Annotated in this window: 17 protein-coding genes; 8 read left to right on the plus strand and 9 right to left on the minus strand. The window is 66.4% G+C overall.

Translation table 11 applies throughout. The features are described 5' to 3' along the window. Window positions 1-7: 7 nt before the first annotated feature. From QNI11_RS13345 to QNI11_RS13375, 7 genes are all read right to left on the minus strand, one after another. On the minus strand, window positions 8-433 hold the full coding sequence (locus QNI11_RS13345; RefSeq protein WP_283980497.1) for a hypothetical protein: 426 nt from the start codon (window positions 431-433) through the stop codon (window positions 8-10). A gap of 4 nt (window positions 434-437) precedes the next feature. Continuing rightward, window positions 438-944, minus strand: a complete 507-nt coding sequence (locus QNI11_RS13350; RefSeq protein WP_283980498.1) for a GNAT family N-acetyltransferase — start codon at window positions 942-944, stop codon at window positions 438-440. Window positions 945-1,384: 440 nt separating this feature from the next. Beyond that, window positions 1,385-1,846 (minus strand): nuclear transport factor 2 family protein, encoded by a 462-nt coding sequence (locus tag QNI11_RS13355; RefSeq protein ID WP_283980499.1) that lies wholly within the window; start codon window positions 1,844-1,846, stop codon window positions 1,385-1,387. 87 nt (window positions 1,847-1,933) lie between these two features. Beyond that, window positions 1,934-2,404, minus strand: coding sequence for a cyanase (gene cynS, locus QNI11_RS13360; protein WP_283980500.1), 471 nt, complete (start codon window positions 2,402-2,404; stop codon window positions 1,934-1,936). 65 nt (window positions 2,405-2,469) lie between these two features. After that, window positions 2,470-3,378 carry an ABC transporter ATP-binding protein gene (locus QNI11_RS13365; protein WP_100930091.1) on the minus strand — a complete coding sequence of 303 codons (909 nt, stop codon included), beginning with the start codon at window positions 3,376-3,378 and terminating at the stop codon, window positions 2,470-2,472. A gap of 126 nt (window positions 3,379-3,504) precedes the next feature. Continuing rightward, window positions 3,505-4,335: a nitrate ABC transporter permease gene (ntrB, locus tag QNI11_RS13370; RefSeq protein WP_100930090.1), complete on the minus strand. Its 831-nt coding sequence runs from the start codon at window positions 4,333-4,335 to the stop codon at window positions 3,505-3,507. A gap of 3 nt (window positions 4,336-4,338) precedes the next feature. Beyond that, complete coding sequence (locus tag QNI11_RS13375) at window positions 4,339-5,706, minus strand: CmpA/NrtA family ABC transporter substrate-binding protein (protein WP_100930089.1); 1,368 nt, start codon at window positions 5,704-5,706, stop codon at window positions 4,339-4,341. Window positions 5,707-5,936: 230 nt separating this feature from the next. On the opposite strand from QNI11_RS13375, the gene QNI11_RS13380 reads away from it, so the two are divergent. From QNI11_RS13380 to QNI11_RS13410, 7 genes are all read left to right on the plus strand, one after another. Then, window positions 5,937-7,793: a sigma 54-interacting transcriptional regulator gene (locus QNI11_RS13380; RefSeq protein WP_283980501.1), complete on the plus strand. Its 1,857-nt coding sequence runs from the start codon at window positions 5,937-5,939 to the stop codon at window positions 7,791-7,793. A 121-nt stretch (window positions 7,794-7,914) separates the two neighbouring features. Continuing rightward, window positions 7,915-8,748, plus strand: coding sequence for a tryptophan 2,3-dioxygenase (gene kynA / locus QNI11_RS13385; protein ID WP_283980502.1), 834 nt, complete (start codon window positions 7,915-7,917; stop codon window positions 8,746-8,748). A gap of 172 nt (window positions 8,749-8,920) precedes the next feature. Continuing rightward, window positions 8,921-9,376: a (2Fe-2S)-binding protein gene (locus QNI11_RS13390; protein WP_100930086.1), complete on the plus strand. Its 456-nt coding sequence runs from the start codon at window positions 8,921-8,923 to the stop codon at window positions 9,374-9,376. 3 nt (window positions 9,377-9,379) lie between these two features. After that, on the plus strand, window positions 9,380-11,617 hold the full coding sequence (locus QNI11_RS13395) for a xanthine dehydrogenase family protein molybdopterin-binding subunit (protein WP_283980503.1): 2,238 nt from the start codon (window positions 9,380-9,382) through the stop codon (window positions 11,615-11,617). A 167-nt stretch (window positions 11,618-11,784) separates the two neighbouring features. Next, complete coding sequence (locus QNI11_RS13400; RefSeq protein WP_283980504.1) at window positions 11,785-12,498, plus strand: hypothetical protein; 714 nt, start codon at window positions 11,785-11,787, stop codon at window positions 12,496-12,498. A gap of 339 nt (window positions 12,499-12,837) precedes the next feature. After that, a complete protein-coding gene (locus tag QNI11_RS13405) occupies window positions 12,838-15,915 on the plus strand; it encodes a Hint domain-containing protein (protein WP_283980505.1) in 3,078 nt (1,025 codons plus the stop codon). 207 nt (window positions 15,916-16,122) lie between these two features. Beyond that, the gene (locus tag QNI11_RS13410) at window positions 16,123-17,037 is read left to right on the plus strand and encodes a hypothetical protein (RefSeq protein WP_283980506.1); all 915 of its coding nucleotides are present in this window, start codon (window positions 16,123-16,125) and stop codon (window positions 17,035-17,037) included. 120 nt (window positions 17,038-17,157) lie between these two features. On the opposite strand, the gene QNI11_RS13415 is transcribed toward QNI11_RS13410, so the two are convergent. After that, window positions 17,158-17,934, minus strand: a complete 777-nt coding sequence (locus tag QNI11_RS13415) for a gamma-glutamyl-gamma-aminobutyrate hydrolase family protein (protein ID WP_283980507.1) — start codon at window positions 17,932-17,934, stop codon at window positions 17,158-17,160. 338 nt (window positions 17,935-18,272) lie between these two features. On the opposite strand from QNI11_RS13415, the gene QNI11_RS13420 reads away from it, so the two are divergent. Next, window positions 18,273-18,923 (plus strand): CatA-like O-acetyltransferase, encoded by a 651-nt coding sequence (locus QNI11_RS13420; protein WP_283980508.1) that lies wholly within the window; start codon window positions 18,273-18,275, stop codon window positions 18,921-18,923. Window positions 18,924-18,933: 10 nt separating this feature from the next. Here QNI11_RS13420 and QNI11_RS13425 read toward each other — a convergent pair whose 3' ends face one another. Continuing rightward, on the minus strand, window positions 18,934-20,751 hold the full coding sequence (locus QNI11_RS13425) for an ABC transporter ATP-binding protein/permease (RefSeq protein ID WP_100930081.1): 1,818 nt from the start codon (window positions 20,749-20,751) through the stop codon (window positions 18,934-18,936). Window positions 20,752-20,753: the final 2 nt, after the last annotated feature.

Consider the following 20,753-nt stretch of genomic DNA (forward strand, 5'->3'; position numbering starts at 1 on the left):
GAGGGTCTTATCCCGTGGCGGGCGGGCGCGCGGCCTGCATGGCACCGAGGAGCGCGGTGGCCAGGGTGTCGTCCGGCCATGCCGCAAGATGCCGGTCGAGCGCGGACGTATCAGCGCCATCCTCGCCCCAGCCCGCCAGAATGGCCAGGTGGGACGCCTCACGGTCGGTCCTTGGAAACGGCGCGAGCAAGCGGGTCATGGCCCGTCCGGCCGCGGGGTCTTCCGACAGGACCAGATGTGCCATGGCCACATGCGCCATCACGAAGGTCGGCGCGAGGCGGAGAGCGGTGTGGAAGGACGCCGTCGCCTTGTCGGGCATGTGGTGCATCGAAAGGACACCGGCTTCGAAAGGACGGACGTTGCCGCTCGTCGCGCCGGACAAGGGCCATCCATCGCTGCCCCTGACGGGCTGTTCGAGAAACGGGACACCCATCGTCCTACTCCGAACCTGCGGGGGCCGATGCCACCGGCACGGCTTTCAGTCGGCCCATGATGTGGGCGTCTTCGTATGCGCCATCCACGAACACGAACTGGCGCATTGTCCCTTCGATCGAGAAACCGAGTGACCGGTAGAGAGCGATCGCCTTTTCGTTGCCCGCCCAGACGGTGAGGGAGAGGCGGCGGACCTGCAGCCATCTGTCGGCGAGATCGATCAACTGTTGCAGCATGTGGCGTCCGACTCCGTGCCCGCGGTGATCGGGGTGGACGGCAACGATATCGACCTCGGCGCAGTGCCAGTGCCTCGGGAGGGAGGGATAGGTCACCATGGACGCGTATCCTGCAACCGCCCCCTGCCGCAGCGCGACGATCTTTGTCACGCCCGGTTCCTCGGCGATGCGTTGCGCAACGCCTGTGGGCGACTCGAACGGCAAGCGCATCGTGCCGCGATTGACGTGATCCGACTGCAGTATTTCCTGTATCGCATCGGCATCCGAAGCGCGCACGGGCGCAGCGTCGTGATGCCTGCGGCGCAGGCCGAAATCGGTTCGATCATGCTGTTCATTTCGTCCTCGCGATGTTCCCGGCCCCTGCGGGCAGTCTTTGGGTTCGACCTTGATCCGGGATTTGGACGATCAGCGTGAAAGGCGCCGCTCTCGGGGCGTGAAATGGCCGTGAAAGTTGACGGTGTTGGCTTCGGCGAACGGAACGGGTCTTGAGTTCCTTGGCTGCGCGACAGGAAGCCCCCGCAGCGTTGACCAGCGTGTGGTCAGATCAACGCCTTGGAAATGCAGGGCTCCGGACCGGAGAAAGCCGCCTTTCAGCTCCCTCCCTGTCTATCGATAAAATCGGGAGGCGGTGATTTCAGATGCGTATGACACATTCGGACGGACAGTCAGGCGACATTACATACGCCTGTCGTTCGACGTTCCTGCGACCGGCCTTTTCAGAACAATCCCGGCGGTGGCGCCACGTCCTCGGGCCGCGGACCTGAGGGCCAGTGGAAGAGCCTTTCGTCGGCCTGGATTGGCACGTCGTTGATCGAGGCGTGGCGCTCGGCCATGAGGCCCGCCTCGGTGAACTGCCAGTTCTCGTTGCCGTAGGACCGGAACCACTGGCCTGCGTCGTCGTGCCATTCGTAGGCAAAGCGAACGGCGATCCTGTTGCCGGTGAACGCCCAGAGCGACTTGATCAGGCGATAGTCGTTCTCTCGCTGCCACTTGCGGGTCAGGAACGCGTGGATCTCGCCCCTGCCCCTCAGGAACTCCGAGCGGTTCCGCCAGAACGTGTCCTCCGTGTAGGCCAGGACGACCCGGTCGGGATCGCGCGCGTTCCACGCATCCTCGGCCATGCGCACCTTCTGGCGGGCGCTTTCCTCGGTGAAGGGGGGAAACGGAGGGCGGGACATGCCGTGGCCTTTCGATATGCCGGACCGGCACCCTGCGCGGGGACCGGACCGTTGAGTGGGGTGGCGGGCGTCACGCCCGCCCCGACTTCACCAGCTGTTGTAGCCGAGGTACTTGCCCGACATCTCGATCTTCACACGGTCGCCCTTGGGATTGGGCACGCGGGTGATCTGCATGTCGAAGTCGATGGCGGACATGATGCCGTCGCCGAACTTCTCGTGGATCAGCGCCTTGATCGTGGGGCCGTAGACGCCGACGATTTCATACAGGCGATAGATGCAGGGGTCGGTCGGCACCGTCTGTTCCCAGACCTTGGTGGGGCTTTCGGCCAGCACGCCCGCGGCCTCCTGCGGCAGTCCCATGACCGACACCAGAAGCTCGGCCTTCTCGGGCGGCATCGCGTTCATGCCCATGCAGGCGGAGTGGGTCCAGACCGGGGACATGCCGATCTTGTCCGCGATCCCCTCCCACGTCAGGCCGGCCTGCTTCTTGGCCGACAGGATCATCACGGTGACGTCCTCTTTGGTCATCATCTTGGGCACCTCGTAGTTGTCTTTCATGGGTCTTTCCTTGGAATGGCGGCCTCAAGCCGCACGGCTCAGATCAGCGGCCCGGGGCCGCGGGGTCATCGGTGCACGGCACGAAGCCGCGGGCTGTCGTCGCTGTCGTCTTCGGTCGGGGTTTCCGTCAGGTCGATGCGCACGGTTTCCGGCGATTGCGGCACCCCGTTCGAGGGCTGGCCCGCCAGCTCCTTCGACCGCCGTCCGAGGAACTGCACCAGGTGGTTGCGGATGGCGTAGTAGTTCGGGTGCTCGACGATCTCTGTCCGGTTGCGCGGACGGTCGATGGTGATCTCCACCGACTCCGCCACGCGCGCCAGCGGCCCGTTGGTCATCAAAAGGATGCGGTCGGCCAGGAGGATCGCCTCGTCGATGTCGTGGGTGATCATGAAGACGGTCTGCTGTGTCCGGCTCCAGATCTTCAGCAGTTCCTCCTGGATCGTGCCCCGGGTGAGCGCGTCGAGCGCGCCGAAGGGTTCGTCCAGCAACAGCAGCTTCGGGTGGTTCGCAAAGGCGCGCGCGATGGACACGCGCTGGCGCATGCCCCCCGACAGTTGCGCAGGCTTGCGGTGGATCGCGTCACCCTCCAGCCCGACCATGGACAGGTACTGCTCCGAATGTTCCGCCACCTTGGCGCGGGACCAGTCGGGATGCCGCGCCTTGACGCCGAACATCACGTTGCGCAGCGCCGAGAGCCACGGCAGCAGCGAGTAGTTCTGGAAGACGACACCGCGGTCGAGCGACGGTCCCGACACTTCGAAGCCGTCCATCTTGACGACGCCGGAGGTGGGCTCCGCCAGACCGGCGAGGATGTTCATGATCGTCGACTTGCCGCAGCCGGAGTGGCCGAGGATGCAGACGAATTCGCCTTTCTCGACCCCGAAGGTGGCATCTTCGAAGACGGTCATCGTGCCGCCCTTGCCGTCCGGGAAGGACTGGGTCAGTTTCTCGACGCTCAGATAGGGTTTGGTCATGCCGAGGGCCTTTCGGATTGGGGGGCTTGGGCGTCACGCCTCGACCGGCGGGCGCCGCGGGTGTGGTCTGGTCCGGCGGCGGCGCCATGCCCCCTTTCGGGGAGGCCCGGACCCGCGCTTTGGGGATCACTCCGCATAGGCCACCGCCCGCTGGAGCGCCCCGAAGGCCGAGTCCAGCAACATGCCGACGACGCCGATCATGAGGATCGAGAAGATGACGGAGGTCAGGTCGAGGTTGTTCCACTCGTTCCAGACGTAGTAGCCGATGCCGGTCCCGCCGACCAACATCTCGGCCGCGACGATCACCAGCCACGCGATGCCGATGGAGATGCGCATCCCCGTGATGATGGTGGGGGCCGCGGCGGGCAGGATCACGGTGAATGCGGTCTTCAGTGCCCCCAGTTCATGCGTGCGCGCCACGTTCACCCAGTCCGACCGGACCCCCGCCACACCGAAGGCGGTGTTGATGAGCATTGGCCAGATCGAACAGATGAAGATCACGAAGATCGCAGAGGCCTCGCTGTCCTGGATGATGAACAGCGCCAGTGGCATCCATGCGAGCGGCGAAATCGGCCTCAGCACCTGTATGAATGGGTTGAGCGCCTTGTAGGCTATGGGCGACATCCCGATCAGGAAGCCGAGCGGCAGGGCAACCAGCGCCGCCAGGGCATAGCCCGTCAGCACCCGGTAGATCGAATAGCCGATCTGGATGCCGATGCCCTTGTCGTTCGGGCCTGCATCGTAGAACGGGTTCGACAACTGCTCCCACGCCTTCGCGAGGACCTGCGACGGGGGCGGCACCCCGGCCTTCTGGGCACCGCCGCCGGTGAGACGTTCGTATTCCGTCATCTCGGACAGCGGCTTCTGGCCGGGGATGGCGGCCTCCCACACGAGGAGGCCGACCGCCAGCAGGAGAAGCGACAGGATCGCTGCCTTCTGGTTCAGGGAGAGCGTCATGGTTCAGCCCTTGCCGATGGCGAAGGACTTCACGTAGCCCTCCGGGTCCGCCGGGTCGAAGGTCTTGCCCATGATCGTGTGCGACGTGTAGGTGACGTCCGGCGCGTCGTAACCCAGATCGTTCATGATCTTCTTGCAGTCGGCGGCGAGATAGACCTGCTCGGCCACGCCGCGGTAGTCGACGTCGCCCTCGATATAGCCCCACCGCTTCATCTGCGTGAGGATCCAGACGCCCATGGAGTGCCAAGGGAACGGGTCGAAATCGATGCGATCGGGCACCTGCTTCACCTCGCCCAGACCGTCGGCGTATGTGCCGGTCAGCACCTGTTCGACCACCGGAACCGGCTGGTTGAGGTAGTTGGTCGGGCTGATCGCCTCGGCGATTTCCTTGCGGTTCTCCGGGACGCGGGCGTATTGCGTTGCGTCGATGATCGCCTTCAGGAGCGCGCCGTAGGTGTTCGGCAGTTCCTGGGCAAAGGACAGCGGCGCGGCGAAGGCGCAGCAGGGGTGGCCTTCCCAGATCTCCTTGGTCAGGACATGGATGAAGCCGATGCCCTCCCAGACCGCACGCTGGTTGAACGGGTCGGGCGAGAGGTAGCCGTCGAGGTTGCCCGCGCTGAGGTTCGCCACCATCTCCGGCGGCGGGACGACGCGGATCTGGATGTCGACATCGGGGTCCAGACCGTGTTCCGCCACGTAGTAGCGCAGCAGGAAGTTGTGCATCGAGTATTCGAAGGGCACGCCGAAGGTGAAGCCCTTCCACTGCTTCGGATCGCGCTTGTCCTTGTGGTCGTTGTGCAGGACGATGGCCTGCCCGTTGATGTTCTCGACCGCGGGCATGATGTAGGGGCTGGCGGTGGAGCCCGCGCCCAGCGTCATCGCGAGCGGCATGGGCGTCAGCATGTGGGAGGCGTCGTATTCGCCGGCCAGCGACTTGTCCCGCGCAACGGCCCAGCCGGCGGTCTTGATGACCTGCGCGTTCAGCCCGTATTTCTCGTAGAACCCGAGCGGCTGCGCCATGATGATCGGCGTCGCACAGGTGATCGGCACGAAGCCGATGTTGAGGTCGGTCTTCTCGGGCGTGCCCAGTTCGTCGAGGATCGCAGCCTTGGCCTTATCCATGGGAAAGACCGAGGCCAGCGCCGCCGCGAAGGTGGTGCCGCCCACCATGCCCATGAAGGACCGGCGGCTCAGGTCGTTCTGGCCGAACATCGACCGGACCACCGCGCTTTCGACGGCCCGTTCCAGCATCGCGTCGGTGGTGTCCGGTGCCGCAGTCTCGGCGGCGGTTTCCTTGCAGCTTGCACATCCGCAGCCTGCGCCGTGGCGCAGGTCGGACTTCGGATCGAAGGGGTTCCCCAGACTTTTCATGTGTTCCGTCTCCCGTGTTGATGCCCGGTCTTTCGAGGACTGACCGCGTCTGATGGGAAAAGGTTAACGCGGTCCGTCGCGTCGGTTGACGATTTTTCGGGAAACGCGGATTGATTGAATACATCGTAAAATCAATTATTTGACCCGCCCACCGTATCCCACAAAAATACGACTTTTCGTAATTTATGATTTTTCGTAACATGGATGCTGCGTTGCGGTATAGTTTCCGCATGAAAGATCTGTCGCCCGATTCGATCCTTGACCTGTGGCCCTGGCCCGCCGTGAGCGTGGACCCGGCCACCGACCGCATCTGCGCCACCAACCCGGACGCCGAACGCCTTCTGGGGCGTCCGCTGGCCGGAGAGAGTTTCCTCGACTGCCTCGACGGCGACGCAGGGCATCTCGTGGTCTTTGCCGACGGGGTGCAGCACTACGGCCGCCACTGGACCCGCGAATTCCGCCTGCTCCTGCCCGGGGGCGAACCCCGGCCCTGCGAGTTGAACGGCACCTACGTTCGCACCGCGGACGGCCACCGACTGCTGATCGCGCTCGTCCCGCTCGACGACCTTCAGGCGCGGCAGGACATCACCGAGGCGGGCACCCTCCACCGCTCCGGCCTGATGGAGTGGAAGCGCACCCAAACCTTCTTTTCGGAGCTGGAACGCCAGAACCAGCTGATCCTCGATGCGGCGGGCGAAGGCATCTACGGGATCAATGCCGACGGACAGACCACCTTCGTCAACCGCGCCGCGCAGGAGATGCTGGGCTGGTCGGCGGAGGATCTGCTGGGCCGCGACACCCATGCCATCATCCACCACCGCCACCTCGACGGCACGCCCTACGATCACCGCGACTGCCCGATCTACCATTCGTTCCGCAACGAACGTGTCAGCCGCGTGGAGAACGAGGTGTTCTGGCGCAAGGACGGTCGCCCGATCCAGGTCGAATACGTCTCGACCCCGATCTACGACGGGCAGGTGCTGGCCGGTGCCGTGGTGATCTTCCGCGACATCACCGACCGCAAGGAAAGCGAGCGGCGGCTGCGTGACGCCATGGCCGAGGTCGACGCCCTGCGCGACCGGCTGGAACAGGAGAACGCCTACCTCCAGGAAGAGATCAGCTCTGCGCGCGCGCATTACGATGTGGTGGGCGAAGCCCCCGCGATCCAGCGGACGCTGAAACAGGTGGAACTGGTGGCGCCGACCGATGCCAACGTGCTGATCACCGGGGAGTCGGGCACCGGCAAGTCGCTGGTCGCCGCCGCCGTGCACAAGGCGTCGGACCGCAGGCGCCGCTCGATGATCCGGCTGAACTGCGCCGCCCTGCCCGACAACATCGACAGCGAGCTTTTCGGGCAGGTCCGCCGCGACGGACGCGGGATCGACAAGGCCGGGCGGCTCGAACTGGCGCACGGCGGCACGCTGTTCCTGGAAGAGGTCGCCGACCTGCCGCTCGAATTTCAGGGGCGGCTGCTGGATGCGCTGCGCGATCAGACCATCACCCGCGTCGGCGAGGACCGCCAGCGGCGGGTCAATGTCCGCATCATCGCCTGCACCAGCCGCGACCTGTCGCGCGAGGTCATGGCCGGGCGTTTCCGCGAGGACCTGTATTTCTTCCTCAACGTCTTCCCCATCGCCCTGACCCCGCTGCGCGAACGCACCGAGGACATCCCCCTTCTGGCCGCGCATTTCCTGCGTCTCGCCTGCCGCCGCACCAAACGCGCGGAGCCGACGATCACCACGGGCGCAATCCGCAAGCTCGTGGCCTATCACTGGCCCGGCAACGTGCGCGAGCTGGAGAACGTGATGGAACGCGCCCTGATCGTGTCCGAAGGCGACAAGCTGCGGATCGAGGGGCTGGATGCTTCGCTGCCCGCCAGCGGGCGGCCCACCGGGAAGATCCTGACAGAGCAGGAGTTCCGCGCGGCGGAGATCGAGAACCTCGTCGCTTGCCTGAGGGAGACCGGCGGCAGGGTCGCGGGGCCCGGCGGCGCGGCAGACATCCTCGGGGTGCGGCAGACGACGCTTTATTCGAGGATCCGCAAGTTCGGCATCACCCCGGCGATGTGGTCCTCACCTGCCGGCTGAGGCGCTGCAAGTGGCGGGCGGCGGACCTGTCGCTCTGCCCGTCTGCAGCGAGCACGAATTTACCTTGCTGCCGACTTCGCATATCGGTTCTTCAGACCTTTTCGACACAGGACAGCCAGCCATGACCGAGCCCTATGATCCCTCCGGCGAAGGCGCGCAGATGTCCTTTGACCGGTCCATGTCCTATGGCGACTACCTGCACCTCGATGCCATCCTCTCGGCACAGGCACCGCTGTCGGAGGCGCCGGACGAGATGCTCTTCATCATCCAGCACCAGACGTCCGAGCTCTGGATGCGGCTGGCCCTGCACGAACTGAACGCAGCCCGCACCGACCTTGCCGGCGAAGACGTGCGCCCCGCCTTCAAGCGCCTGACCCGGACCACGCGGATCTTCGAACAGCTCAACAGCGCGTGGGACGTGCTGCGCACCATGACGCCGTCGGATTACACCACCTTCCGCGAGACGCTGGGGCAGAGCTCGGGCTTCCAGTCCTACCAGTACCGCGAGATCGAGTTCCTGCTGGGCAACCGCAATCCCGCGATGATCCGCCCCCACGCCCACCGCCCCGAGATCGCCGCGCGGCTGGAGGAAGAACTGACCCGGCCCTCGCTCTACGATCTCGCCGTGGAGCGGCTGGCGCAGGCGATCCCCCTGCCCGACAAGGCAATGCAGCGGGACCGCGCCAGACCGCACGCGCCCGTCCCCGCGCTGCGCGAAGCCTGGGCCGAGGTGTACCGCAACCCGCAGGCGCACTGGGATCTCTACGAACTGGCGGAGAAGCTCGTGGACCTGGAGGACTACTTCCGCCGCTGGCGCTTCAACCATGTCACCACGGTCGAGCGGGTGATCGGCCTGAAGCGCGGCACCGGCGGCACGGGCGGCGTCAGCTACCTGCGGCGCATGCTGGAGGTGGAGCTGTTCCCGGATCTCTGGACCCTGCGCACCGATCTGTAATCGCAGGGCGCCGCGGGTGCCGGATGCACCTGCGACACGCCGCAGCAACAGCGCGGGAAAGCGGGGGCCGCCGGAGTGCCACGCCTTGACCTTGGCGCGGGAAGCCGCACAATCGGACAAAAGGGCGCGACATCGCGGCCCGCCAAATCAAAGCTCCCCCGAAGGAGATCCCATGCCTTTCACCCTGACCGTCAACGGAACCGCCCACGAGGTCGACCTGCCCGGCAACGTGCCGCTCCTCTGGGTGCTGCGCGATGCGCTGAACCTGACGGGCACCAAATACGGCTGCGGCGTCGCGTCCTGCGGCGCCTGCACAGTGCACATCGACGGCCAGCCGGTACGGGCCTGCGTGACGCCGCTGGACAGTGTCGAGGGCGACGTGACCACCATCGAGGGACTGGGCACGCCCGACGCGCTGCACCGCCTGCAGAAGGCCTTCATCGACGCGCAGGTGCCGCAGTGCGGTTACTGCCAGTCGGGTCAGATCATGCAGGCGGCGGCCCTCCTGGAAGAGGTGCCGAACCCCACCGACCAGCAGATCGACGATGCCATGGCGGGCAACCTCTGCCGCTGCGGCACCTACCCCCGCATTCGCGCCGCCATCAAGTCCGCCGCGCAAGGAGCCTGATCCATGTCCAGCATCGGCAAGATCGCCCGACGCACCTTCCTGTTCGGCACGCTCGCCGTGGCCGGCGGCGCCGCCTTTGCCGCGTGGTACGTGGCGAAACCCGCCCCCAACCCGCTCGAGCCCGGCGAGGGCGAGACCGCGCTGAACCCCTGGGTGGTGATCGACAACGAGGGCATCACCGTCGTCGCCCCCCACGCGGAGATGGGCCAGGGCACGATGACCACATGGGCCGCGCTGATCGCCGAGGAACTCGACGTCACGCTCGACCAGATCCGCATCATCCACGGTCCGCCCGCGCAGGCCTATTACAACCACGCGATGCTGGGCCTCGCGGTCGAGGGCAAGGGCTATGACGCCTCCTCCCTCCAGCGTTCCCTCGGCGACCTGATCGGCCACGTGGGCAAGGTCATGTCGCTGCAGGTGACGGGCGGGTCGACGGCGATGAAGGACGGGTTCGAGCGTATGCGGGTGGTCGGCGCCACCACGCGCGAACTGCTGGTCCAGGCGGCTGCCAACCGGCTGGACGTTTCGCCCGCAGAGCTGGTCACCGACAAGGGCAACGTCATCGCACCGGACGGCACGAAGATCCCCTACACCCGACTTGCGGCGGAGGCCGCCGAACTGGAGGCGCCGCGCATCGAGCTGCGCGAGCCGGAAGAGTGGAAGATCCTCGGCACCCGGTTCCAGCGCGTGGACATCCCCGCCAAGACGACCGGCACCGCGACCTTCGCCATCGACACCCGCCTGCCGGGCCAGAAGTTCGCAGCCATCCGCCTTGCACCCACCCGCGCAACGGTGCGCGACTTCGACGCCTTCGAGGTCTCGCGCCTGCCGGGGGTCGAGAAGGTGGTGGACCTTGGCGACGGCCTCGCGGTGATCGCCAGCAACACCTGGATCGCACAGGACGCGGTGAACCGCATTCCGGTCGAATGGAATGCGGCGCGCTACCAGAAGGACGACGCGGCGCTGGCCAAGGCGCTCGAGCAGGCCTTCGACAAGGAACCGGACTCGATGCTGCGGGACGACGGCGACGTGACACGCCTGCACCGCGACGCCCAGCAGATCGAGGCGGAGTACCGCGTGCCCTTCCTCGCCCATGCGACGATGGAACCGCAAAGCTGCAACGCATGGTTCGACGGCGGCAAGCTGCGTCTCTGGACCGGCAGCCAGATGCCCACCTTCGCGGTCAGTGTCGCGGCAGAGGAAGCGGGCCTCGACGAGGACGACGTGGAGATGACCGTGACCTACCTCGGCGGCGGCTTTGGCCGGCGCGGCGAGGTCGATGCGGTGCGCTATGCCACGCGGATCGCCAAGGAGGTGCCCGGCTCGCCGGTGCTGCTGACCTATTCGCGCGAAGAGGACATGACCCACGACTTCTACCGCCCCGCCGCCATCGCGCGGTTCCGAGGTGCGGTGCGCGAGGGCACGGCCGAGATGCTGGAGGCGCGCATTTCCTCGGCCTCGGTGACCGGCCCTGCCCTGACGCGCGCGGCGGGCTTTGCGCCCGGCGGTCCCGACCAGGCCATCGTGGAGGGCGCCTTCAACCAGCCCTACGACATCTTCAATTACCGCGTGCAGGGCTTTGCCGCGTCGGAAATGCCGCCGGTCGGGTTCTGGCGCTCTGTCGGGTCGTCGATCAACGGCTTCTTCATGGAAAGTTTCATGGACGAGATGGCCCATGCCGCCGGGACCGACCCGATCGAGTTCCGCCAGGCGCTCTGCCGGGACGAGTTCCTGCCGGCGTGGGAAGTGCTGAACGCGGTCAAGGAGATGTCCGGCTGGACGGACGAGAAGCCCGAGGGCGTCGGGCGCGGCGTCGCCATGTGCTACAGCTTCGGCACGCCCGTGGCCGTGGTGGTCGAGGTCAGGATGCAGGACGATGCGATCCGGGTCACGCGGGCCTGGATGGCCGCCGACCCCGGCGTGGCGCTGGCCCCCGACAACATCGAGGCGCAGTTGACCGGCGGTCTCGCCATGGGGCTTTCGGCGGCCATCGGCGAAGAGATCACTTTTGCCGAGGGCGCCGTCCAGCAGAGGAACTTCCCGGATTACGAGCCGCTGCGCATCACCCAGATGCCGCAGGTCCGTGTCCGCATCCTCGAGACCCAGGAACATATCGGCGGTATCGGGGAGCCGGGCACACCGCCCGCCGCCCCCGCTTTGGCCAACGCGATCTTCGACCTGACCGGCGAGCGTTACCGCACCCTGCCGCTCAAGCACCACGTCGACTTCTACGTCTGACCGTCTTTTGCATCTGAGTGCGAACGCCCGGCCCCTGGCCGGGCGTTTCGCCTTTAGCGGGTAGGGAATCCCGCCGTTGGCTGCGCGCCCGAATGCCCCCATGTCTCCCTCATGAATTGAACCCCGGATTTAACAGCCCGGATCTTTTTCAGGAGGAGGACCACATCATGCGCGGCGCAAAGCAACTGCGATACAACGGCCGGATCACCCTTCGGACCGATGCGGCACAGGGGACCGCGTGGCTGGACGACACAGAGGCGCGGCTGAACGCAATCGCGCCCGGCTGGCACTTCCTCGCCACCTACCTGATCGCCTACATCGACCGCCCACTGCTGATCGTGCCGCGGACCTCCGGTGCGCTGACGCCAGAGGGCAGCCTGCACCGGAAGGGCCGCGGTTTCGTGCTGGAGTTTTCTCCCGACGACTTGCATGCGGAAGACCGGAGCGGCCCGTGGCAAGGCGATCCGGATGCCTTCCTTGTCCATGCGCTGGCGCGGGTGATGCTGGCCTGCCAGGGGCTCGACGACGACACGCCCTTCACCGGCGCGCGCAGCCAATGGCGCAGCCCGGCGGACTTCCTGGCCGTCACGCTCACCAACATCTTCCGGTCAGAAACGGATCCCCAAGCCACCCTGCGAGGCAGTGCGTCGGACGATGCCTTCGATCCCATGGACGGCGACCCGGGGGCATTTCATGCCGATCACCGCGACCTGTTCCTGCGCGTCTTCCGGCGGCAGGAGCACGTCTTCTGGCACCTCGCACAGGCGCATTACGCTTCATTCAATCCGTTCAACGACATTGTCACGAACCTCAGCCTGCGCGAGCTTTATCCGTCGCGCAGGCGGGGTGGATCGCCGGAGACATTGGCAAGGGCGGCCTGACGGGCCGTTGCCCGTCCCACTTCCGGCAATGAATGATGTGCCGCCATCGGTGAAGATTCACCGTAACCGGCAGGCACCGTGACCTGAGAGGTCGTCACCGAAGGCGGTCGTGTCGCCCCTTCGCACAATGGTGGCGGCCAAACGACGCGTACGGCCCGCGTTTCCCAGTCCGTCACATTTGACGCGAATTTGACGCGATTGTTCCGCAAAACCGCCCATCCACTCCCGTAGACCGATCAACGGAAGGCCCCTGAGAGGCCGTTGTTTCGAGCAGCCGCCGCCCCCAAGGGCCGCACCCTCCCCCGTGCGTGTACCGGGAGGGCACAGGATCGGTTTGTCATGGCCACGTACAGAGTAGAGTTCTATTCCTTCAACCCGCAGGGCGTGATCCCCACCTCGGGCAGTTTCACCTGGACCGGGCCCTCCACCTACAACGCCACCGCCTCGATCACCGACAACGAAACGGGCGTTCAGGGCTACACGCTGGACGACGACAGCGCCGGCGCAGAGAGCGCCTTCGGTACGGCAACCACGACCTCCGGCACCTCCACCAACGTCAGCATGGACGCCGAGATCGTCTGGACCGTCACCGACACCGTCACCGGACAGACCTTCCAGGTCGCACAGCTCGAGATCGAGGGCGGCGGGGCCAGCGGGTTCTACACCCTGTCCGAACAGCCGATGGTGGCGGGCAGGACCTACACCGTCTCCGGCTACGACTCGAACCCGGACGTCACGGCGGGCGACATCGCCTTCTCGTTCCGGGACTACACCAACGGCGTGATCGAGGGCACCTCGGGCAACGACTCCATCGACCCGACCTTCTTGGACATCCATGGCGAAAGCCCCGACGACACCATTGGCACCAACGCCGATTCCATCGCGGCGGGCGCCGGGAACGACACGGTCGTCGCCGGTTGGGGCAACGACACCGTGCAGGGCCAGGACGGCGCCGACCTGATATACGGCGACTACGGCAGCTACACGCCAACCAACATCGCCCAAGACCTGAACTGGAGCCAGCAGGGCGCGAGCGGCACCAACCTCGCGGGCGGCTTCACCCAGGATACCGGCAACATCGACGTCACGCTGGGCTTTGTCAGCACCGGCAACAACAACCCCACCTTCCAGATCGACACCAGCCAGACACAGTATTCGCAGGCCGGAGAAGGGTTCAGCGGCACGTCCTCCCTCTACCTCTACGGCCAGGGGGATGGCGCCACTTCGCGCACGACCATGACCTTCGGCCGCTCTGCCGGTGCGTCGGTCGAGGACGAGGTGGTCAACGTCTCGTTCCGCATCAACGACATCGACTGGGGCGCCAACAACCACACCGATCAGATCACGATCAACGCCTATGACGCGGACGGCAATCCCGTCGCCGTCACGATCACGCCGGGCAGCACCGACACGGTGTCGGGCAACACGATCACCGCGGGCACGGTGGCAGAGGCGACCAGCGACGCGGGCGGTTCGGCCCTGATCGAGATCGCCGGGCCGGTGAAGACGGTCGAGATCATCTACGGCAACCTCCAGACCAACACTCAAGGCATCTGGGTCACCGACGTCCAGTTCGAGGCCGTGCCGATTGCGCAGGGCAACGACAGCCTGTCCGGCGGCGCCGGCAACGACACGATCTACGGCGAGGCCGGGAACGACACGCTGGACGGCGGCGCCGACAACGACCGCCTGTTCGGCGGCGACGGCACGGACAGCCTGCTGGGCGGGACCGGCACCGACACGCTCGACGGAGGTGCGGGAAACGACACGCTCGACGGTCAGGACGGTGCAGACAGCCTGTTTGGCGGGACGGGCAACGATTCCCTGGTCGGCGGCGCGGGCAACGACACGCTCGAAGGCGGTGCCGGGGCCGATGTGCTGAACGGTGGCACGGGGCTCGACTACGCATCTTACGCGTCCTCCGGGTCCGGCGTGACGGTCAACCTTGCGACCGACACCTTCTCGGGCGGCGACGCGACCGGGGACACCAACGGCGGCGGGCTGGACGGCATCATCGGCTCTGCCTTCGACGACAGCCTGACCGGCTACGACGCGCAGGGGTCGGATGCTGATGGCATTTGGACCAACGTCATCTACGGCGGCGGCGGCAACGACACCATTGCCGGTCTTGCGGGCGACGACAGCCTTTACGGTGAAGACGGCAACGACAGCGTCGATGGCGGCGACGGCAACGATTACGTCTCTGGCGGGACCGGAAACGACACGCTGCTGGGCGGTCTGGGCAACGACACAATCGACGGCGGCAGCGGTTCGGATTCGATCACCGGCGGCGCGGGCAGCGACACCATCAGCGCCGGGTCCGGCAACGATACGGTCGACGCGGGCACCGGCAACGACACCGTCCTCGGCGGCGTCGGCTTCGACTGGCTTTACGGTAACGAGGGCGACGACCTGCTGCAGGGCGACGGCGGCAACGACACGCTCCTCGGGGGGGCGGGCGCCGACACGCTGGACGGCGGCGCGAACGACGACGTGCTGGCGGGCGAAGCAGGCGCCGACAGCATCCTCGGCGGCGCGGGCAACGACCTGATCTATGCCGCCCATGGCGACACGATCAACGCGGGCGACGGCGACGACACCATCACGCTGGTCGATCTGGCAGAGGCCGGGTCTGCCGCGATTTTCATCGAAGGATCGACCACCGGACAGACCGGCGGCGACACGCTGAACCTGAACGGCGTGGCCGACCGCGGCACCATGGTCATCACCTCAGACGTGGGCGGCGAGCTGACCGGCACCGTGCAGATGTACGATGGCACGCTGGTCAGCTTCTCGAACATCGACCAGGTGATCTGCTACACGCCGGGCACGCGCATCCTGACGACGACGGGCTATCGCGCGGTCGAGACGCTGCGCCCCGGCGACCTGATCGAGACCCTTGACGATGGCCCGCAACCGCTGCGCTGGATCGGCCAGAGCCGCCGCCTCGCCCGCGGCAAGACTGCCCCGATAAGGATCGCGCCCCACACGCTCCCGACCGATCCTGCGCTGCGCGATCCGCGTCCGCTGCTTGTCTCGCCGCAGCACCGGCTGCTGATTGAGGGCTTCGAGGCAGAGCTTCTGTTCGGCGAGGAAGAGGTCTTTGCCGCCGCCACGCATCTGGTGGGGGCCGAGGGAGTGACCCGGCAGCAAGGCCACGAAGTGACCTACGTTCACCTCGCGCTCGACCGGCATCAGGTGATCTGGGCGGAAGGCGTGGCCTCCGAGAGCTTCTTCATCGGTCCGCAGGCGCTGGATAGCCTCACGCCGGACCTGCACGCCGATCTGATCGAGGTCTTCCCGCAACTGGCGGAGGGCACCGAATGGTACGGCGCCACCGCCCGCCCCTGCCTGAAGCGCCACGAGACGGAGATGCTTCTGAAGGAGATGACACAGTCGCTCAGGCAGGCGGCGTGACGCCCTGCGGATGAGGCCCACAAGTGGCGGACGAGGGCCGAGAGCGCCCACAAAACCACAAGATGCAAGGTGCCGAAGGGGATGCGCGCGCCCTGTGCAAAGGCGGTGCATAACCCGCGCCGAACCTCTTCCCTCGCTTGCCGCGGCGTCAGGCCCAAGCCTAGTCTCCACAGCAGGAGCAACGAGATTCTCGGGGACATTCTCATCATGCGACGTATCACGCGGGGCCTCGCGGCCCTTTCCCTGTGCCTTGTCCAAAGCGGCATCGCGCAGGCCCAGGTCGTTCTGCCGGGTGACACCGTGACACCCTATTTTAACGACGTGCGCGGCTGGCGCGTGGATATCGTCTCGGAACAGCCCGGGCGCGGGTTTGTGGGCTGCCGGGCCACGCGCGTCATCGACGGCGACGCAGTGGCCATCGACCGGATCGAGGGCGTCTGGCGGTTCATCTTCCCGACCGGCGTCTCCGCCGTCTACGAAGGCGGCACGATGGATTACGACAAATACAGCATCGACGCGCAGTTCGACCTGCGTGAGGGCTGGGCGGTGCGGTTCCTAGAAGGCCAGGAGCTGGCGCTGCTGAAGGGCGCCGGGCTGGTCGGCGTCTCGGTGAACAACGACCCCCGGGGCCCGCACGGCTATTCGATGGCTGGCTCCACCGCGGCGTCGCTGAAGATCGAGGAGTGCGTCCAGCGCGGCCAGACGGCGTCGGCCGCGCCGTCCACGCCCCCGGCCCCGCCTGCCCCGCCGCCGGGCGCCAACGCGGCGGCGATGCCGCTGATCTTCTACCAGGTGCCGGTGGGCGAGTCGCAGGTCGGCGACTGCGACATGGGTTTCACGGAACCCTACCGCTGCACCTTCGACGGCCAGCCACCGCAACCCGGCTACAGCCATTCCCTGCTGGTGCAGGATGCCTTCGGCGAAGCACCATCCATGACGATCAACGTCATCGACACGGCCCATGCCCATGTCTGGGCATCGCTGGACGGCGGAAGCTGGATGTACCTGGGCAACTGGCACCCGACGGACGGCGGCACCTGCGCCGAACCGGACGCCACACAGACCCCGGACGCGGAGGCCAACATCGGCCAGGATTACTGGAAGATCTGCATTCTCCAGTGATCCATGGTGAGGGGGCGGATTGACTGTCTCCTCAGCGCCTCAAGGGATGGGTCTGCGAAGATAAATGCCACGCGACAACCGGCCACTGACCCTTAGCGTCCGTGCCGCAGTCCCCTCGTTTCAGGCGCTTTTCAGCAGGTCGGTGCGCTTGCCGCGAGCCCAGTCGCGAACGGCGTCCCCGAAGGCCTGGAACAACGGGCGGGAGACAGGGTCGTTCGCGGCATCCCATTCCGGGTGCCACTGCACCGAAAGGGTGAACCCCTTGGCGCCCTCGACATAGATCGCCTCCGGCGTGCCGTCGGGGGCATAGCCCTCGATCACGATCCGGCGGCCCGGCGTCTTGATGCCCTGGCCGTGCAGGGTGTTGGTCATCACCTCCGTCGCGCCGAACAGCCGGTGGAACACGCCGCGCTCCGTCAGGGTCACCTTGTGGCGCAGGGCGAACTTCTCTTCGATGGTGCCGTCCGGCGGCATCCGGTGGTTCATCCGTCCCGGCAGGTCGCGGATTTCCGGGTAGAGCGTGCCGCCCATCGCCACGTTGACCTCCTGAAAGCCGCGGCAGATGCCGAAGAACGGCTGCCCCCGCTCGACGCAGGCACGTACCAGCGGCAGGGTGATTCCGTCGCGATATCGGTCATGGGCGCCATGCGCCTCCGTCCATTCCTCTCCGTATTCCTCCGGGTGGACGTTGGGCCGGCCGCCGGTCAGCAGGAAACCGTCACAGACCTCCATCAGCTCGTCCACCGACACCAGGCGCGGATCGGCGGGTATCAGCAGGGGCATGCATCCGGACACCTGCGCGACGGCCTCGGAGTTCATCGTGCCGCCGGCGTGGGCGGGGTACTGATCGTTGATGAGATGCGAGTTGCCGATGATGCCGACGACGGGGCGCTTCATGCCGTGCTCCTTCTGTTCGGTCATAACCTAGAGCACAAAATGGTTCAGAAAAAGATCAAGCGCGCGCACGGCAGGTCTGTTTCAGCACACATGTGCCGGTCGAGATCACGAATGCAGCACAAGAAGTGCGATGGATGCCGCAGGTGCACGATCCGCGATCCGCCCTGGCCGTGGTGCGGTTTCCGGAAGGGGCGCAATGACTTGTGGCGTGTGCTCGATCCCAGCGAAAGCGGCCCGTTTCGCCCGGAATCGCATTGAACAAACGCGCGGCGGATGGTCGGATACTGGCAGGCCATGGACACCGCATTCCTTGGCCCGATCACGCGAGGGAGAAGACGATGCGCGCGCCGACAGACACCATGACACCCGAGGCGATCGACCTCTCCTCTTGGGACCGGGCCGAGCATTTCCACTTCTTCCGCGCCTATGCCCGTCCGCATTACGCCGTCACCTGCCGTCTGGACGCCTCGCACCTGATGGCCCGGCGCCACGCCGACCGGATTTCGCCGTTCCGCGCCTGCCTGCACGCCATGGGCACGGGTCTGAACGCCAGCGCGGCGCTCCGCACCCGGTTCCGGGGCGACGAGGTCGTGCGCCATGACCGCATCGGCCTGTCCATCACCGTCCCCCGTGAGCGCGAGGGCTTTGCCTATGCCTACCTGCCATGGCAGCCCGACTTCGCCGCTTTCGACCGCGATGCGGCAGAACGGATGGAGGCCGCGGCCAAGGAGACCGGGCTGAAGACATCGGACATCAGCGGCGACGGCGTCGCCTACCTGTCCTGCCTGCCGTGGATGGACTTCACCGCGCTCGACCACGCTGTGCCGGACGCGGACGACTGCATCCCGCGCGTGTCGTGGGGCAAGATCGTGGAGGAAGGCGGCCGCCACAAGGTCGCCGTCAACATCCAGGTGCATCATGCCGTGGTGCACGGCGCCGACCTTGGCCAGTTCTACCAGGAAACGCAGACCGCGCTGAACGCCCTGTAAAGGGCAATGCTCAGGCCGCTTCCTCGTCCTGTTCGGCCTGCTGGCGCTGCCAGAGGGCGGCGTAGCGGCCACCCTTCTCCAGAAGCGCCTCGTGAGTGCCCTCCTCGACCACCTCGCCCTGCTCCAGCACCACGATGCGGTCGGAATCGGCGATGGTGGACAGGCGGTGCGCGATGGTCAGCACGGTGCGCCCCTCGCCCGCGCGACGCAGCGCGTCCTGGATCGAGGCCTCCGTCTCCGTGTCGAGCGCCGAGGTCGCCTCGTCCAGCAGCAGCACGGGCGGGTTCTTCAGGAGCGTCCGGGCGATGCCGACGCGTTGCTTTTCGCCGCCCGACAGCTTCAGCCCGCGTTCGCCCACCTGCGTGTCGTAGCCTTCGGGCAGCGCCTCGATGAAGGTGTGGATCTGCGCGGCGCGCGCCGCCGCGACGATCTCTTCGTCGGTGGCGCCGTCACGCCCGTAGGCGATGTTGTAACGGATCGTGTCGTTGAAGAGCACGGTGTCCTGCGGCACGACCCCGATTGCGGCGTGCAGGCTGTCCTGCGTCACGTCCCGCAGGTCCTGCCCGTCGATGCGGATCGCGCCGCCGTTCACGTCGTAGAACCGGAAAAGCAGCCGCCCGATGGTCGACTTCCCCGACCCTGACGGCCCCACCAGCGCCACGCGTTCGCCCGCGCCCACGTTGATCGACACGCCCTTCAGGATGGGGCGCGCCGGGTCGTAGCCGAAGCGCACGTCCTCCAGCGAAACGGCGCCGCCGGACACCGACAGCGCAGGCGCGCCCGGCTTGTCGGAGACCTCCTGCGGCTGTTCGAGCAGGTCGAACATCTCGCCCATGTCGACCAGGGCCTGACGGATCTCGCGATAGACCGTGCCGAGGAAGTTCAGCGGCATGGTGATCTGGATCATGTAGGCATTGACCATCACGAAGTCGCCCACGGTCAGCGCGCCGTTCTGCACGCCCACAGCCGCCATGACCATCACGATCACGAGACCCGTGGTGATGATGAGCGACTGGCCGAAGTTCAGCATGGCAAGCGAGGTTGCAGTCTTCACCGCCGCCACTTCGTAGCCCTGCATGGCCCGGTCATAGCGCGCGGCCTCGCGCCCCTCCGCGCCGAAATATTTCACCGTCTCGAAATTGAGAAGCGAGTCGATGGCCTTCTGGTTCGCGTCGGTATCCTGGTCGTTCATCTGGCGGCGCAGCTTCACCCGCCACTCGGTGACCTTGAAGGTGAACCAGACATAAAGCCCGATGACGCTGGCCACGACGACAAGATACCAGACGTCGAACAGGTAGAAGAGCACCGCCCCCACCAGCACCAGTTCGAGCACGAGCGGCCCGATGCTGAAGAGCAAGAAACGCAGCAGGAATTCGACGCCCTTCACCCCGCGTTCGATGATGCGGGACAGGCCGCCCGTCTTGCGGGTGATGTGGTAGCGCAGGCTCAGGCGGTGGATGTGTTCGAAGGTCTCTAGCGCAAGGGCCCGCAGGGCGCGCTGCCCGACGCGGGCAAAGACGCCGTCGCGCAACTGCTGGAAGCCGACCGACATCAGCCGCGCCAGACCGTAGGCGACCGTCAGACCCACGGCACCCAGTGCCAGGTCCGAAACCTTGCCGTCCAGCGCATCGACCGCCTGCTTGTAGAGGATGGGCGTGCCCACCGCGACCAGCTTCGAGATCAGCAGCAGCACCAAGGCGATCACAACACGGCGCTTCACCCAGTCCTGCCCTTCCGGCCACAGATAGGGACCGACGCGGCGGATCGTGCGCATGCCGGAGCGGCGCTCTTCCCGGGCGATCTCCTTTGCGGTGGTGTCTGCGGCCATGC

Origin of the sequence: Sagittula sp. MA-2, from assembly GCF_030126985.1 — a bacterium.
In the GTDB taxonomy this organism is placed as follows: Bacteria; Pseudomonadota; Alphaproteobacteria; order Rhodobacterales; family Rhodobacteraceae; genus Sagittula.